The organism is Clostridium tagluense, from assembly GCF_003865095.1.
GTDB lineage: Bacteria > Bacillota > Clostridia > Clostridiales > Clostridiaceae > Clostridium_AD > Clostridium_AD tagluense.
This window is the reverse complement of record NZ_BHYK01000014.1, coordinates 1-15,428: the sequence shown is the minus strand read 5'-3', so window position 1 is coordinate 15,428 and position 15,428 is coordinate 1. Positions and strand designations below refer to the sequence as shown.

The following is a 15,428-nucleotide window of genomic DNA, read 5'->3' as shown; positions in this document are numbered from 1 at the left end:
TGTAACTTCACAGGTGATAAGTAGAGATCAAGATGATAGTCAAAAGGGGGGTATTTTGTTGAATAGAGTGGATGTAAGTATTATAATACCTGTTTATAATGTACAAGAATACTTGCCTGAGTGTTTAGATAGCGTTATTAAGCAAACTATTAACAATAGAGAAATTATTATAATAAATGATGGATCTACGGATAATTGTTATGAAATATTGAAAGAGTATAAAATAAAATTCCCTGAATTGATTATTATAAATCAGAAAAATAGTGGGATTAGTGAAACTCGAAATGCAGGGCTCAGAGCAGCAACTGGAGAATACATAGCATTTGTTGATTCAGATGATTTTATTGAATTAAATATGTTTGAAAAAATGTACAATGCTGCTAAAAGAGAGAGTGCAGACATAGTTATCTGCAATTATATATTATATATGGAAATGCCGCATAAATATAAATCGGATAGTGAAAAATACTATCAAACCATAGAAGGAATTGATAAAGAGGGCCATATAGATAAAATTGATGCTCTTAGGAAATTTTTATTAAATGATATCAAGGCTTATGCATGGAATAAGCTGCATAAAAGAGAACTTTTTACAGAAAATAAAATTTTGTTTCCTGATTTTATAGTATGTGAAGATACTCCTGTACTATTTTTAACACTGGCTTGTTCAAAGAAAATCTTTTTAATAAGTGAGCCATTATATTATTACAGGCAAAGAGAAGCGTCACTTACAAAAGTATTTTCAATAAAGTCAATGGAGGATATGCTAGCAGGTTGCTATATCATGCGAGATTATATAACAGCGGATCCACTGCTTTATGAAAAATTAATCCATTATTATGAAGTGTATATGATAAAAACCTTATGGGTAATACACAACAAATATTGGACTGAGTATTGTGAAACAGGAGAAAAAAGCAATTATTTAGATTTTAAAAAAATAATTAAAAAAGAGGTCACAGCTTTAAAAATTTCTGAAATTATAAGTAATAGTAAGCTATCACTTAAATATAAAGTTAATGCGTTACTTATAAAGACAAGAACTTATGGTCTTATATTTCGCATATTATATAAATTTAGATCTTTAAAGAAATAATAAGTAGCTGATGATTAAGGAGTGTTATTATGCCTCAGATAAGTATTATAGTTCCGATTTATAATGGAGCGAAATATATTAATAAGTGTATAGAGATGATTTTAAATCAAACATTTAAAGATTTTGAATTAATAATAATAAATGATGGATCTACTGATAACAGCGTAGAGATGTGTAATGAATATGCAAAGAAAGACAGTAGAATAAGATTAATTAGTAAAGAAAATGGAGGGACTTGGGCTGCAAGAAATATAGGAATAGATGTTTCTTCGGGTAAATACATTATATTTTTTGATTGTGATGATTGGTATGAAAACAATCTACTTCAGGAAATGTATAAGTGTATTGAGGAGCACCAGGTTGATTTAGTTATATCAGGTCAAACTAATGTTACTGTAGACGCAAGTGGGAAAATTTTAAGAAGAACTAAAGTATTGCCAAGAAAACATTTTTTTGAGACAAAAGATGAAATTTTAAGTAATTTTATTTTATTAAGGAAAGAAGAAATTGGAGATACTCTATGGAATAAGATTTATAAATCAGAAATTATAAAGAAATATGATTTGAAATTTGAGAATTTCAAACGTGGAGAAGATACAGTATTTAATGCTAATTACTATGATCATATAGACAGATGTATAGTCTTAGATGATGCTTTTTATGACTATAGAATTGAGAAGGCCAATCCAGTATGGTTAAAGTATTCAGAAAATTATTTGAATGTTATTTTAGAAGAGAATATAACCCTTATAAATAAGCTAGAACAATGGGGTAAATATGATGATAAGGCTATAGAATACCAGGCAAACCATTTTATTTATTGCATAATTGAATATTTATATGGAATAGCCTATGCTAAAAATCATTTAAATTTTAAAAATAAATGTGAAAAAATAGAAGCGCTATTAAATGATGAAGGCGTTATAGAATATTTAGATAATTGTAATGTGATTGGAAAGCTTAGCAGGTTAATTGTTAAATATATGAAATTGAAAAATGTTGTATTAGTATTATTTTTGGTAAAAGTTAAATTAATACAAAATAATATAAGAGACTAAAAAAAATAGGATTAAAAATCAATAGCTAGGAGTAGATTTTATGAAAATTTATATAAAACATATATGGAATACCTTTAATTATGGAAGTTGTATGATGGCAATAACACTAATTAATAAAATAAATCAGAATTATGATAATGTTATATTTTATGTGGATGTTAACTCTGATATAGATTTAGAAAGATTAAAAAGTGAAGTATGCGACGCAAACATAAAAAGGGCTAAAATAGATGCTACTGATAATCTATTAAAAAAATGTATAAATAAAATTAGGCGTATAAAGTTAAATAAAGTTATTGAAAACATAGAAAATATAATAATTATCGGTGGAGATGACATATCTGAGTACTATGGAATAGACCGATTAGAAAGTGAATTACACAAATTAAAAGAGGAAAGTCAGCGTAAGAATATATATTTAATAGGGCATACAATGGGACCTTTTACAGGTAATAGAGGAGAACTAGCTCGGCATTGTTTAAGTGAAACTAAAATTCATACAAGAGATGATAAAAATCTAGATTATTTAAAAAGTTTAAACTTTAAAAATGCAAAATCCGGAAGAGATTTAGCATTTATTGAATTACCAATGCAATATCAATATGATAACAAAGTAAGTGAATACAATTTGGAAGAAAATAAATATATAACCTTAGTACCTTCAGGACTTGTTGAAAGCTATACAAATAATTTTGATGATTATATTAGAAATTGGGTAAATATTATTAAAGAATTATCATTAAGTGATAAATTTGAAAAAATAGTTTTACTTATGCACGTCTCCGAACCTGACACTTTAGAATCAGATAATGATGATAGACGAGCAATAAATAAAATAATGGAAATATTAGATGAAAAAACATTAGGAAAAATTATTGCCATAACAGATGCAATGTTACCATCAGAAGCTAGAGAAATACTTGGAAATGGATTATTTACTATAACAGGAAGAATGCATTCGGGTGTATCAACTTTTTATATGAGAAAACCGGCTATTTCATTATCCTACAGTGTTAAGTATTCAGGAGTAATAGGTGATGGATTAGATATGAATGAATTAGTTATTGAATCAGCAGATGAAAAACTGTGGAAATGTGATGAAATAAGTAAATTAGTAAGTGAGAAAGTTGATTTTATTTTGAAAAACTATGATAGTTTAGTTAAAAAGATAGATACTAAAGTTTCAGAAACTAGCAAAATTGTAGAGAGTGAACTGGAAGAATTGGTTAATGAAATAAGAAAATCAAACAAATAACATTATATGTTTGATGGGGAGGGTATAGTAATTAATGAAGAATATATTAAAGTCTACTGAAGCTTCTTGCACAGGTTGTTCTCTTTGTAGTTTAATATGTCCACAAAAGGCTATAAATATATCATTAACTACTAAAGGCTTTTATGAACCTAAGGTAGACGAAGATAAATGCACAAGTTGTGGGCTTTGTAGGAAGGTGTGTTATAAATTTATAACACAGGAAAATGAATATGATATAGAAAAGGCTACACCTTTTCTTGTATATAGCAAGGATGAAGACATAAGGAAGAAAAGCTCATCTGGTGGAGCTGGTAGAGAGATTGCAAATTATGGACTGTTAAATGATTATTTGGTTTGTGGAGTAAAGTATAATTACGAATTAGATAGGGCAGAGCATGTAATTATAGATAGGCAGGAAGAGTTAGATTTAATTACAGGTTCTAAATATATACAGAGTCTTACAATAGGTGCTTTTGAGAGGATAGATAATAAGAAGAAATATGTAATTTTTGGAACTCCATGCCAGATGTATGGCTTAAGAAAGTATATACAGCTAAAAGGAATTGAGGATAACTTTATATTGGTAGATTTCTTTTGTCACGGAGTTCCATCCTATAAGTTATGGGATAAGTACCTTGTGTATTTGAAGGAAGAATATAAAATAAGCAATATAACATCATTAAATTTCAGGGATAAAACTTATGGTTGGCATGACTTTTCAATGAAGATAAGTGGAGATAATAATTATACAAAAACATTAAATGAGGATCTTTATTTAAAGTTTTTTTTATCGAACTTGTGTTTAAATGAAAGCTGCTACAATTGCAAATTAAGATTTAATAAAATATATTCAGATATAAGACTGGGTGATTTTTGGGGACCTATGCGAAGTGCTGATGAAAAAGGCTCGTCAATTGTATTATCAAATACGGACAAGGGTTTTAAATTATTGGAAAGTATAAAAGAAAAAATACATTTAGAAGAGGTATCTTTTGAAGAATTAAAGATAAGTCAATATGCGCAGTGCATCCATAAACCAGAATTGTTTGATAGGTTTAATGCTGATTTAGAAATGGATTATTCCCTAAAGAAATTACACTTTAGATATATGGTAAAACCAGAATTCATACAGAAATCTAAAAGTATACCTAAAAGGGTGGTAAGAAAATTATTACCAAAGAAAATCAAAAAATATATTAAGGAGAAATTTAAAAGTGAGGATTAAAAATTCATTAAATAATATTATTTTCAATTTAGGAAGCACTTTTATTACTTATATTTTAAGCTTTGTATCACGAAGTATATTTATTTACACACTTGGAGCCCAATATTTGGGCGTTAATGGGTTGTTTTCTAACATATTAATGATGTTATCTCTAGCAGAACTGGGTATAGGCACAGCTATTAACTTTAGTTTATATAAGCCTATTGCTCAAAAAGATAATAATAAAATTAGTACTTTAATGACTTTTTACAGAAAGGCATATAGTTTAATTGGATGTATTGTAGCTGTTTTTGGCTTTATTCTAATGTTTTTCTTGCATTATATTATTAAAGATGCAAATACAATTGAAAATTTAAGAACGATATATTTACTTTATTTATTTAGTACAGTTTCAGGATATTTTTTATCTTATAAAACCACGTTGGTTTCAGCATATCAAAAGGATTATACCCTTGTACCTATTAATGTAGCAATGTCTGCAATAACTATTTTAGGTCAAATAGTTATTCTTATGACAACAAAGAGCTTTATATATTATTTATTTGTTCAAATAATATTTGGGTTTATACAGCGAATTATTATTAATAATGTTATTACAAAGCAGTATAAATATATTGACTTTAAAACTAAAGAAAAGTTACCCAAAAGTGAATTAAATGTAATTATTAAAAATGTAAAAGCAATGTTTTATCATAAAATAGGCGATTATTGTGTTAATGGAACTGATAATATAGTAATTTCTACATTTGTAGGTATTAAGGCTGTTGGTTTTTATTCAAACTACACCTTACTTATAACTACGGTAAACGCAATAATAATGATAATATTTAACAGCACATCTGCAAGTTTTGGTGATCTTATTGCCAAAGAAAAACCTGAAAAACGATTAGAGAAATTTAGAGTCTTAAATTTCTTAGGATTTTGGTTTTTTGGATTTGCTACGATCTGTTTTTACAATCTCCTTAATCCATTTATTACATTATGGATAGGCAATAAATACATTTTAGATTTATCTATAATAATCCCCGTAATAATAAACTATTATTTACTGGGAATGAGGGTACCACTCGGAATAGTAAAGTCATCTGGAGGAGTTTATGCGCAGGATAGATTTGTTCCACTAATTCAAGCAGTGGTCAATTTATTCTTCTCTATTATATTAGTTAAATATATTGGCTTAGCAGGAGTGTTTTGGGGAACGGTTATAAGTGCTTTTGTTCCAATGATCTACAGACCCTATGTTGTTTATAAATATATATTTGAAACCTCATGTAAAAAATATCTAATTCAATATACTCAGTATCTATTAGTTGTGGTGGTAAATATTTTTGTCACAAGCACTTTATGCAAAATGCTATTTCTTAATGCTGGCTGGGTAAATCTAATTGGAAGAGGTTTTGTATGTGTAGTTATACCTAATTTGTTAATAGTAGTGCTCTTTAGAAAATCCTATGAATTTAAACAACTTATTAGCATAGTCAAAGAAAACAAAGGAGGATTCAGGAGTGGAAAAAAAGGTTAGTATAATTACGCCATGCTTGAATGGTGAGAAGTTTGCACAAAGATATCTTGAATCAGTATTAAACCAGACCTATAAAAATATTGAGTTAATATTTATAAATGATGGTTCAACGGATAAAACAGAAGCAGTAGTAAAATCCTATATTAATAAATTTCAGCAAAATGGAATGAATTTGACCTACATTTTTCAAGAAAATGCAGGTCAAGCAGCAGCACTAAATGTAGGATTAAAATTATTTACAGGTGAGTATTTAACTTGGCCGGATTCAGATGATTTTCTGTCCATAGATTCTATAGAGAAAAAAGTCGATTTTTTAGAAAAAAATAAGCAATATGGATTAGTTAGAACAGACGCATATATTTTTAATGAAGGAGAGATAATAAAGTCAATTGGAACTATAGCTGGTAAAAATCCTAATAGGTTCAATGAAAATATATTTGAAGATTTATTAAGTGAAGATACATATTGCTGGAACGGCTGCTACATGCTTAGAACAAGTGCATTTTTAGATGTAAATCCTAAGGGTGAAATATATGCATCTACAGCTGGCCAAAACTTTCAAATGTTATTGCCTATTGCTTATAAATATAAATGCGGATATATAGATGAATCCTTATATAATTATGTAGTGAGAAATGACAGTCATTCTCACCTTGACGAAAATATAAATTTACAAACATCTTTAATGAAAAATAGCAATCATGAGAATATTTTATTGAATGTGATAAATTCTATGGAAGTTGATAAAGCATTTTATAGTGAGGTAATAATAGCAAAATATGCAAGACGAAAAATGGCTTTAGCTCTAACATATAAAAATAAAGAAATATTAGTACAGCAATATGAGGTTTTAAGAAAAATGGGATTATTAAATATGGAGGATAAAATTACATATGCAAGAGGATTATCTTTTGTTTTTAATTTGTTCTATAGAATAATTTCTAAAACAACTAGGATTGTTAGAAATGTAAGCAAACAATTACCATGGAGGTATTAAAATGAACAATGAAACTACTGTAGGTTATAAAGAGTTTATAAATGTTATAAAAAGAGGGAAATGGGTTATACTCCTGCTAACATTGGTATTAACATTGATAGCAACAGCCTTTAGTTTTTATTTAATGAAAAGCGCTAAACCAATTTATCAAACAAAAATAGGCGTTATAATAGGCGAAAAAGAAGATATAGTTAATGCCAAAGGTTTAATTAGTACATTTGAGGAAATTGCAAGCTCTTCCACTATTGCAAAAAACGCTAGTGTAGCATTAAATGGCTCTGTATCTGCTCTAGAAGTTCAAAAAAATTACGAAGTTAGTGTAACAGATGGTGCCCCAATTTTAACAATTACAGCTAGTGGAAAATCGCAAAAAGAGTCCGTGGCTATAGCTAATGCAGTATATACTTCCTTTACAAAAGAAGTAAAGAGAATATATCCAACACAAACCATGAAGATAATGGAGAGTTCCGCCCCGAATGGCCTTGTAAATAGTAAATTTAAATTTATTAATGTTGTATTAGCATTTTTACTAGGATTTTTTCTTTCAATATTTATTGTAACCTTCACAGGTTATTTTGATGAAAAAATTAGGACAAAAGATGATGTAGAGAGATATTTAGGACTTGATGTTATTGGAAATTTGCCTAAAAGAAAAAAAACAGACATATAAATATATTTCATAAAGGAGGGGTATTTAATGGAAAAAGTAAATATTGCAGAAAATCATAAATTAGATTCAATAAATGCTAAAGCATTTTACGAATTAAAAGCAAATATTCAGTTTTTGCGTACTGGAAGTGAAAGCAAAGTTATTATGATATGTAGCGCAGAAGAAAAGGTGGGTAGGTCCACTACAGCTGCATATCTTTCTTTAGTGCTGGCTGAAAGCGGGAAAAAAACTATACTTGTTGATTGTGACCAAAGAAATCCCAATATACATAATATGTTTAATTTAAAAAATGATGATAAAGGTCTAGTTAATTTTTTGGCAGGAGACATCGAGCTTGCAGAAGCAATTAATACTACAAAACAAAAGAATTTATCTATAATAACCGCTGGTAGCTTTGCATTAAATTATGCGGAACTTTTTGTATCAGAAAAGTTTAATGAATTTACCAAGTTTTTAAAAAAAGATTTTGATTATATCATTATTGATTCTTCACCGCTTACTGAAAGTGCCGATGCTAAGGCCATGGCAAAGAATGCTGATGGTTGCGTACTTGTGGTTAAATATGGAGCAACAGAAAGAAAGACTGCTATAAAAGCTAAAGAAATTTTGGAAAAGGTAAATGCCAGTATTATAGGAGTGTTTTTGAATAAAACAAGTTAATAATAATTTTACAAAAGAAAAATAGAGGTGTGCACAAATGAAAAATATATTTATTATAGGTTCAAAAGGAATACCAGCAAATTATGGCGGGTTTGAAACTTTTGTAGATAAGTTAACTCTTTATAAAAAAAATGAAGCTATCAAGTATCATGTAGCTTGTCTAAATGTGCGAAATGAAGAGTTTTATTATAATAGGGCAAGATGTTTTAATGTACAGGTAAAAGAAATAGGTAGCGCTAAAGCTGTGCTGTATGACTTGCAAGCTTTAAGCAAATCTATAAAGTATATTAAGGATAATAATTTATCTAATTCAATTATTCTTATTCTTGCTTGTCGTATTGGCCCATTCTTATGCTTTTACAAGAAAGAACTAAAAGATTTAGGAATAAAGCTTTATGTAAACCCTGATGGACATGAATGGAAAAGAAGTAAATGGATTGCACCAATAAGGGCTTACTGGAAATTTTCTGAAAAATTGATGGTTAAACATGCAGATTTACAAATATGCGATTCAAGAGGTATAGAGGATTATATAAAATCAGAGTACAAGGTGTATAATCCTAAAACTACATTTATAGCTTATGGAGCGGAAATTGGAAGATCTAATCTAAGTGAAAATGATGCAATAATAACAGACTGGTTTAATAAGTTTTTAGTAAAAAGAAAATCATACTACTTAATAGTTGGAAGGTTTGTACCTGAGAATAATTATGAGACTATGATAAGAGAATTTATGAAGTCTGATGTCCATAAAGATCTGGTTATAATTACAAATTTAGAGAAAAACAAATTTTATGAAAGATTACTAAAGGCCACAAATTTTACTAGTGATAAAAGAGTGAAATTTGTAGGAACTGTATATGATAATGAACTTCTAAAAAAAATACGAGAAGAGGCATTTGTATATCTCCATGGACATGAAGTAGGAGGAACAAATCCTTCGTTACTAGAAGCTCTATCAAGTACTGATATTAATCTGCTTTTAGGTGTTAATTTTAATAAGGAAGTTGGAAAAGAGGGAGCACTGTATTTTAGTAAACAAGATGGTGACTTAGCATCCACAATAAATAAAGCTGAAAAATTAAAGGAAAATGAAATAGAAACAATGTCTAGAACAGCTAAAAATATTATTGAACAATTTTATTCTTGGGACAAGATTGTTAATGACTATGAAGAGCTTTTCTTATAAATAAAGGAGGTGCAGAGTTATTAAAATATTGCATTATTCCCTAGGACTCCCCCCTTTTAGGACAGGAGGATTAACTAAATATTCTGTAGACCTTATGTTGAGGCAAATTGAAAATGGAAATGAAGTTTCTTTGTTATATCCAGGACATTTTTCGCTTAATAGGAAATTGAAGATCAATAAGGATAAATCCTTTGCAGATAAACCCTTTAATAGTATTAAGGTATTTGAAATATTAAATCCTCTTTCCATCCCCTTATTAAGCGGAATACCTAATCCAAAAGTATATTTGGAAAATATAGATGTGAATATTTATATTGATTTTTTAAAAGATTTAAAGGTAGAAATTATACATATCCACACATTGATGGGGCTTAATAAAGAATTGATTACAGCTGCAAAACAGTTAAATATAAAAACCATATTCACATCTCATGATTATTTTGGAATATGCCCTAAAGTTAATCTTATTAATTTACAAGGGTCAATATGCAAAGATTATGACAATGGGAAAAACTGTATAGAATGCAATAGAAATGGCTACAGTAATTCGCTAGTGGTTTTAATGCAGTCAAAGACTTATAGAAAACTAAAGAATAGTTTAATTGTAAAAAAATTAAGAAATTATAAGCAGAAAATAATTATTAAAAAAAACAATAGTATAATTGAATACCAACCGGTAAAAGGAAAGAATAATAAGGCCTGTGCCAAGGACTATGTTAACTTAAGAAAGTATTTTATAGATATAATTAATAATATAGATTACATTCATTACAACAGCACAGTTGCCAAAAATGCATATGAGAAATATATTGACAATGCAAATAGCACAATTCTTAATATTTCTCATTCAAATATAGAGGATAATAGAATACAAAAAAGCAGTAGCAACAATGAACCATTAAAGATAACATATATTGGATCAATAGAGAAATATAAAGGTTTATTTTTCCTATTGAAGGTGCTTGAAAAGTTAATGAAAAACAAGGTTAACAATTGGAGTTTAAGTATTTACGGAAGAAATGTAAATATAGATATAGATAAATATAGGGGTAAAGTAAAGATAAAGGGTACTTATAATTATTCTGAGTTAGAACAAATATTCAAGAATACAGATGTGCTTATAGTACCTAGTATTTGGTACGAGACATTTGGGTATATAGCCCTAGAGGCGTTTTCTTATGGAGTACCTGTTATTATGACTGATCTTGTAGGGTTTAAAGATATGATAATCCCTGGAGTTACTGGCATCATAATTAAAGTCTCAGAAGATGAATTATATGACAATCTACAAGCTATAATAGAAAGCAGAGAAAAATTATCTTATATTAATGAAAATATAATTACATTACCAAGCATTTATACAATGAAAAATCACACTGAGGATATAATGAAATTGTATGATGATTTAAGTTTTAATTAAATATTAAAGAAATGGAGAAATAGTTAGATGGAAATGTTAATGGCATTATTGTATTGCTTTCATCAGATGGCTGCCAATTTACCCTTTGCTCCTAAAACCTTAACTGGCAATTTAGATTTTTTTTATGCGTTAGGTATATTCGGGGTTATTTTTGTTATATTTAAAAGAAAAAAAGACATTTCACTTTTAATAATATGTGCACTACCTATTGCAATTTATGGTATCCTTCAAGGGATGACCATGGTTAATTTGGATATTCAAAAGCTTATGGTTAATGTTTCTAAAATAACTATATGTATTTCTCTAATGATTTTGGTATATAGGAAAGTGCATGATTTTAAAATTAAAAAATTTATTGATTATGTTTGTAGGATATACATAATATTTACACCCATGGCTTTGATATTTTCTAGTAACGAATATTTTTGGAGACTCCATGATACTATAAATAAATATAGCCTTAAGAGACTCAATTTATTTTATATAGAACCTAGCGAACTGGGCTTTCATTTATCTTTTATAATTATTATATTAATGTATTTAATTATTGTAGAGAAAGATAAGAAGATAAACCGAAAATATATAGTTTATACCGTGAATTGCTTAATTTTATTAGTGTTATCTAGAGCTTATGGGGCTTCAGTAATACTATTGGGAACCATACTTTCTGTATCATTTGTAATTATAATATCAAAGATGAACTATAAAAACATTTTAGTTGGATATGGATTAACCATAATTTTTACTACTATAATAATAGTATCTATTGTGACTAAATCATCAATGTATATGAGAACTGTTGATACGCTAAATGGAAGTGATTCTTCCAATAGTTATAGAGTAAATGTTACTCAAAAATTCACTAGTACAGCAATAACTAACACTGGTGGAATTGGAGTTGGGCTTGGCAATCTGAATACAGAGAGTACTAGGAAAATTTTCAAATCAACTGGCATGACAGCTGTGGTAGCAGCATCATTTCCATATTTCATTGCAGAAGGCGGGGTATTTGCAGTAGTATATCTTGTTATATTAATTCTATTTTTATTAATTAATGTATTCTATAAAAAAAATATGCTACTGGCAAACCTTCTGTTATTTAGTTTTTTATATCAGATTTATGGAGGTTATTTTACAAATCCAGTAAATTGGATTATATATGGATTAATACTAAGCAAATGGACACCAGAGAAAATTCAGGAGGGAAACAATATAAATGAAACAAAAGGGATAATTTAGTAAATTATCCCTTTTCATTCGTTGTTTTTTTTACTTTCCAATGGTCATTCTAGCATATTCATGAAGTCCTTTTTTGTAACCAGCTATTGTATTGCTATCTATTTTGTTGTATTGATTAGTATTAGAAGTTGAATAGATACCACTCTTAGCGATAACTCCACTACTTGAGCTAATCTTATTACTCCTAATTGTTATATGATCAGGCTGAGCTGCTCCATTGGAGTCAAGTAATATTCCATTACCCTTTTCTACAGTATTTGTATCATTTTTGCGGTTTGTATTTGTTATAGTGTTATTTGATATAGTGCAATTTGCACTTCCTGCGGTTATATCAATACCATTAGTTTGTGCAGATAATACTTTGTTTCCCGTAACGGTGGTTCCGTTTGTATCATAAAGACATATTGCTCCTAAATTACCAACACCGATTATTGATTCTTCTATAATATTGTTTTTAACAATATTATTATTGGACTGCCATACTTCTATTTGATTAAATCTGTTATTTTTACAAGTATTGTTTATAAGAGAATTACCATTAGTAACCTTACTCTTACCTCCGTAAATTGTAGCGCCTTCCTGGCCATTGCCTTGGCAGAGATTATCGCTTGCTACAGAGTCTTTTGTACCTTTTCCCGTGGTGGAATTATAACCGAATATTACACCTTGCCCACCGCTATTTTTTAAAATATTGTTTGTCACGGAGATTTTAGTTCCATTTAAAGAGTAAACATGGCCACTTATTTGTTCCTTAGCATAGCCACCAAAAACCTTGGGGTTATCAAAATTATTCTTATGGATTGTAATATTAGATGAATTATTATCTATTAAAATCCCATATTTGCGTATATCATAGAAATATGAATTTGTAACTGAGCAGCCACTTGCATTGGAAAGATTAATGGCTGCAAAATCAATGGTATTTGTGAATCTGCAATCAGTTATCACAAGTCCTTTTTTTTCGGTAACATTTACAGCTGTAGCACAATTTTGAAATTCTATACCCTGGAAACTGTTATAATTACCTACAGAAAACAAGGTGTTTTTGCCTGTGCCCTTAATTACAGCATCACTGCCTGCAATTAATTTTATTCCATCCTTTAATTTAACAGTACCGTGAAAATTATAGGTGCCTTCTGGTAATTTCAATGTACTACCGCTGGGATAAGAATCTACCATTTTTTGAAATGAAGCAGAAGTATCAGTTTTTCCAGTTATGTCTAATGAATATTTTTTTATATCATTTCTATTAATGTTATGAAGAGATGGATCTTTTGTTTTATTAATAATTACAAATGTTGTTATTATAATTGATAAAAAGATTATTATAATAATAACTACTTTATTTTTTAGAAATTTCATACATTCACCCTTTATATTTGTATTAGTAAATTTACTATACTGTACATTATATTATATTAAATGTACTATACAGTACAGTATTTAATGCATTTGATTATTTGTCACGGGTCAAATCAGCATATTCATGAAGTCCAGATTTGTAGCCCGTTATTAGGTTACTGTATATTTTGTTATGCTGATTTTTATTAGAAGTTGAATAAATACCACTCTTAGCTATAATTCCACCACTTGAGCTAATTTTATTATTATTGATTGTAATATATTGAGGATCAGCTATGCCATTCCAGTCAAGTAATATGGCGTTACCAATCTCTGCAGCATTAATATTATTTTTCAAATTTGTATTTGCTATGTAATTATTTGATATAGTGCAATTTAAGCTTCCCGCTGTTATATCAATACCATTATTTTGAGCAGACAATACTTTGTTTCCGGTAACAGTTGTGCCAGTTGTAGTAAAAAGGCATATTGATCCCATATTTCCACGACCCTTTATGGATTCTTCTACTGTATTGCCACTGACAGTGTTATTATCAGATTGCCATACTTCTATTTGATTATATCTGTTATTTTTAGCTGTATTGCCTATAATAGAATTTCCACTGCTGACCTTTTTGCTACCTCCATAAATTGTGACACCTTCTTGACCATTGCCTATGCATACATTATTGCGCGCTAAGGAGTTGGTTGTACCTTTTCCAGATGTTGAACTGTAACCGAATATTATCCCTTGGCCACCGCTATTTTTTAAAATATTGTTTGTGACGGAGATATTGGTGCCATTTAAACAGTAAACATGCCCACTTATCTGCTGCGTAGCGTATCCACCAAAAACCTTGGGGTTATCAAAAAAATTGTTATCTATAGTAATATCAAAACCATTGTTATCTATTTTAATTCCATATTTGAGTATATTATAAAAATATGAATTAGTAACATTACAATTGCTTGCCCCATAAAAATCAATTGCTGCATAATTAATGTTATCTGTGAATCTGCAGTTTATTATATTGACTCCTTTTTTATACAAAGCTCTTATAGCAGTAGAGCAATTTTGAAACTCTATACCCTTAAAAGTGTTATCATTACCTGTAGAGAATAAAGTGTTTTTGCCGATGCCTTGGATTACAACATTATCATCTGCAATTAATTTTATCCCTTCTGGAAGTTCAACAGTGCTAGATAATTTATATATACCTTTTGGTAATTTTATTGCACTACCAACTGGTAATGAATCCACCATTTTCTGAAATGTATCTGAGGTATCTGATAATCCCGTTATATTCAGATTGTAATCTTTAGCTTCTATTATAGTAGAATTAGATACACTAGAAAAATTGGTCGTTAAGTCCATTGCCTTTGTAGTAGTTATAAAAAAACTAAAAGTTGATAAACAAATTAATGTAATGATTGAAATTACGCTTTTTTTGATATTGCTTTTTAAGATATTAAATCACTCCTTTTATGTCGGTTTCATTCTATTGTTATACAATGAGTATCTCTTTAATTGTAACATTAATAGAGATAATTAAGTTCATTTTATATGTTAACAGAGCAACAACAAAAGACCTCAGAAGGATTATAAATCTCCTTCTGAGGTCTTTTATATGTGCGCCCGGCATGGACGCAATCTAATGGGTGAAAGTCCCTAGCACGGGTTAATAGTGCCAAGTGCATAGCTTAAGACAAGGGTGTCCATGGTGACGTGGAATCTGAAGGAAGTCGGCGGCAAAAC

General features: G+C 29.0%; 13 protein-coding genes. 11 read left to right on the top strand and 2 right to left on the bottom strand.

The window, feature by feature from the left end:
- Positions 1 to 67 precede the first annotated feature (67 nt).
- The 11 genes from Ctaglu_RS13140 to Ctaglu_RS13090 all read left to right on the top strand — a co-directional run bounded on the left by Ctaglu_RS13140 (position 68) and on the right by Ctaglu_RS13090 (position 12,331).
- Positions 68 to 1,096: a glycosyltransferase family 2 protein gene (locus Ctaglu_RS13140; RefSeq protein WP_233439782.1), complete on the top strand. Its 1,029-nt coding sequence runs from the start codon at positions 68 to 70 to the stop codon at positions 1,094 to 1,096.
- Between the two features lie 29 nt (positions 1,097 to 1,125).
- Complete coding sequence (locus tag Ctaglu_RS13135) at positions 1,126 to 2,154, top strand: glycosyltransferase family 2 protein (RefSeq protein ID WP_125002385.1); 1,029 nt, start codon at positions 1,126 to 1,128, stop codon at positions 2,152 to 2,154.
- Between the two features lie 40 nt (positions 2,155 to 2,194).
- Positions 2,195 to 3,409: a polysaccharide pyruvyl transferase family protein gene (locus tag Ctaglu_RS13130; protein ID WP_125002383.1), complete on the top strand. Its 1,215-nt coding sequence runs from the start codon at positions 2,195 to 2,197 to the stop codon at positions 3,407 to 3,409.
- A 34-nt stretch (positions 3,410 to 3,443) separates the two neighbouring features.
- The gene (locus Ctaglu_RS13125) at positions 3,444 to 4,634 is read left to right on the top strand and encodes a Coenzyme F420 hydrogenase/dehydrogenase, beta subunit C-terminal domain (protein WP_125002381.1); all 1,191 of its coding nucleotides are present in this window, start codon (positions 3,444 to 3,446) and stop codon (positions 4,632 to 4,634) included.
- Between the two features lie 106 nt (positions 4,635 to 4,740).
- Positions 4,741 to 6,156, top strand: coding sequence for a lipopolysaccharide biosynthesis protein (locus Ctaglu_RS13120; RefSeq protein ID WP_233439775.1), 1,416 nt, complete (start codon positions 4,741 to 4,743; stop codon positions 6,154 to 6,156).
- Positions 6,140 to 7,153: a glycosyltransferase family A protein gene (locus tag Ctaglu_RS13115; RefSeq protein WP_125002377.1), complete on the top strand. Its 1,014-nt coding sequence runs from the start codon at positions 6,140 to 6,142 to the stop codon at positions 7,151 to 7,153. Before Ctaglu_RS13120 ends, Ctaglu_RS13115 begins: the two co-directional genes overlap by 17 nt.
- Before the next feature lies 1 nt (position 7,154).
- Positions 7,155 to 7,823, top strand: a complete 669-nt coding sequence (locus Ctaglu_RS13110; protein WP_125002375.1) for a YveK family protein — start codon at positions 7,155 to 7,157, stop codon at positions 7,821 to 7,823.
- A gap of 27 nt (positions 7,824 to 7,850) precedes the next feature.
- A complete protein-coding gene (locus Ctaglu_RS13105; protein ID WP_125002373.1) occupies positions 7,851 to 8,483 on the top strand; it encodes a CpsD/CapB family tyrosine-protein kinase in 633 nt (210 codons plus the stop codon).
- Positions 8,484 to 8,520: 37 nt separating this feature from the next.
- Positions 8,521 to 9,672, top strand: coding sequence for a beta 1-4 rhamnosyltransferase Cps2T (gene cps2T, locus Ctaglu_RS13100; protein WP_125002371.1), 1,152 nt, complete (start codon positions 8,521 to 8,523; stop codon positions 9,670 to 9,672).
- Positions 9,673 to 9,700: 28 nt separating this feature from the next.
- On the top strand, positions 9,701 to 11,092 hold the full coding sequence (locus tag Ctaglu_RS13095; RefSeq protein ID WP_207669478.1) for a glycosyltransferase: 1,392 nt from the start codon (positions 9,701 to 9,703) through the stop codon (positions 11,090 to 11,092).
- A 27-nt stretch (positions 11,093 to 11,119) separates the two neighbouring features.
- Positions 11,120 to 12,331, top strand: coding sequence for a hypothetical protein (locus Ctaglu_RS13090; RefSeq protein ID WP_125002366.1), 1,212 nt, complete (start codon positions 11,120 to 11,122; stop codon positions 12,329 to 12,331).
- 30 nt (positions 12,332 to 12,361) lie between these two features.
- Here Ctaglu_RS13090 and Ctaglu_RS13085 read toward each other — a convergent pair whose 3' ends face one another.
- Positions 12,362 to 13,693 carry a right-handed parallel beta-helix repeat-containing protein gene (locus Ctaglu_RS13085; protein ID WP_125002364.1) on the bottom strand — a complete coding sequence of 444 codons (1,332 nt, stop codon included), beginning with the start codon at positions 13,691 to 13,693 and terminating at the stop codon, positions 12,362 to 12,364.
- Between the two features lie 94 nt (positions 13,694 to 13,787).
- Positions 13,788 to 15,047 carry a right-handed parallel beta-helix repeat-containing protein gene (locus Ctaglu_RS13080; RefSeq protein ID WP_125002362.1) on the bottom strand — a complete coding sequence of 420 codons (1,260 nt, stop codon included), beginning with the start codon at positions 15,045 to 15,047 and terminating at the stop codon, positions 13,788 to 13,790.
- Between the last annotated feature and the right edge of the window lie 381 nt (positions 15,048 to 15,428).

Excerpts from the sequence above, each read along its gene's own strand:
- Ctaglu_RS13105 (WP_125002373.1), top strand. The coding sequence starts at position 7,851 with ATGGAAAAAGTAAATATTGCAGAAAATCATAAATTAGATTCAATAAAT.
- Ctaglu_RS13085 (WP_125002364.1), bottom strand. The coding sequence starts at position 13,693 with ATGAAATTTCTAAAAAATAAAGTAGTTATTATTATAATAATCTTTTTA.
- Ctaglu_RS13080 (WP_125002362.1), bottom strand. The coding sequence starts at position 15,047 with ATGGACTTAACGACCAATTTTTCTAGTGTATCTAATTCTACTATAATA.
- cps2T (WP_125002371.1), top strand. The coding sequence starts at position 8,521 with ATGAAAAATATATTTATTATAGGTTCAAAAGGAATACCAGCAAATTAT.
- Ctaglu_RS13135 (WP_125002385.1), top strand. The coding sequence starts at position 1,126 with ATGCCTCAGATAAGTATTATAGTTCCGATTTATAATGGAGCGAAATAT.
- Ctaglu_RS13090 (WP_125002366.1), top strand. The coding sequence starts at position 11,120 with ATGGAAATGTTAATGGCATTATTGTATTGCTTTCATCAGATGGCTGCC.
- Ctaglu_RS13110 (WP_125002375.1), top strand. The coding sequence starts at position 7,155 with ATGAACAATGAAACTACTGTAGGTTATAAAGAGTTTATAAATGTTATA.
- Ctaglu_RS13130 (WP_125002383.1), top strand. The coding sequence starts at position 2,195 with ATGAAAATTTATATAAAACATATATGGAATACCTTTAATTATGGAAGT.
- Ctaglu_RS13125 (WP_125002381.1), top strand. The coding sequence starts at position 3,444 with ATGAAGAATATATTAAAGTCTACTGAAGCTTCTTGCACAGGTTGTTCT.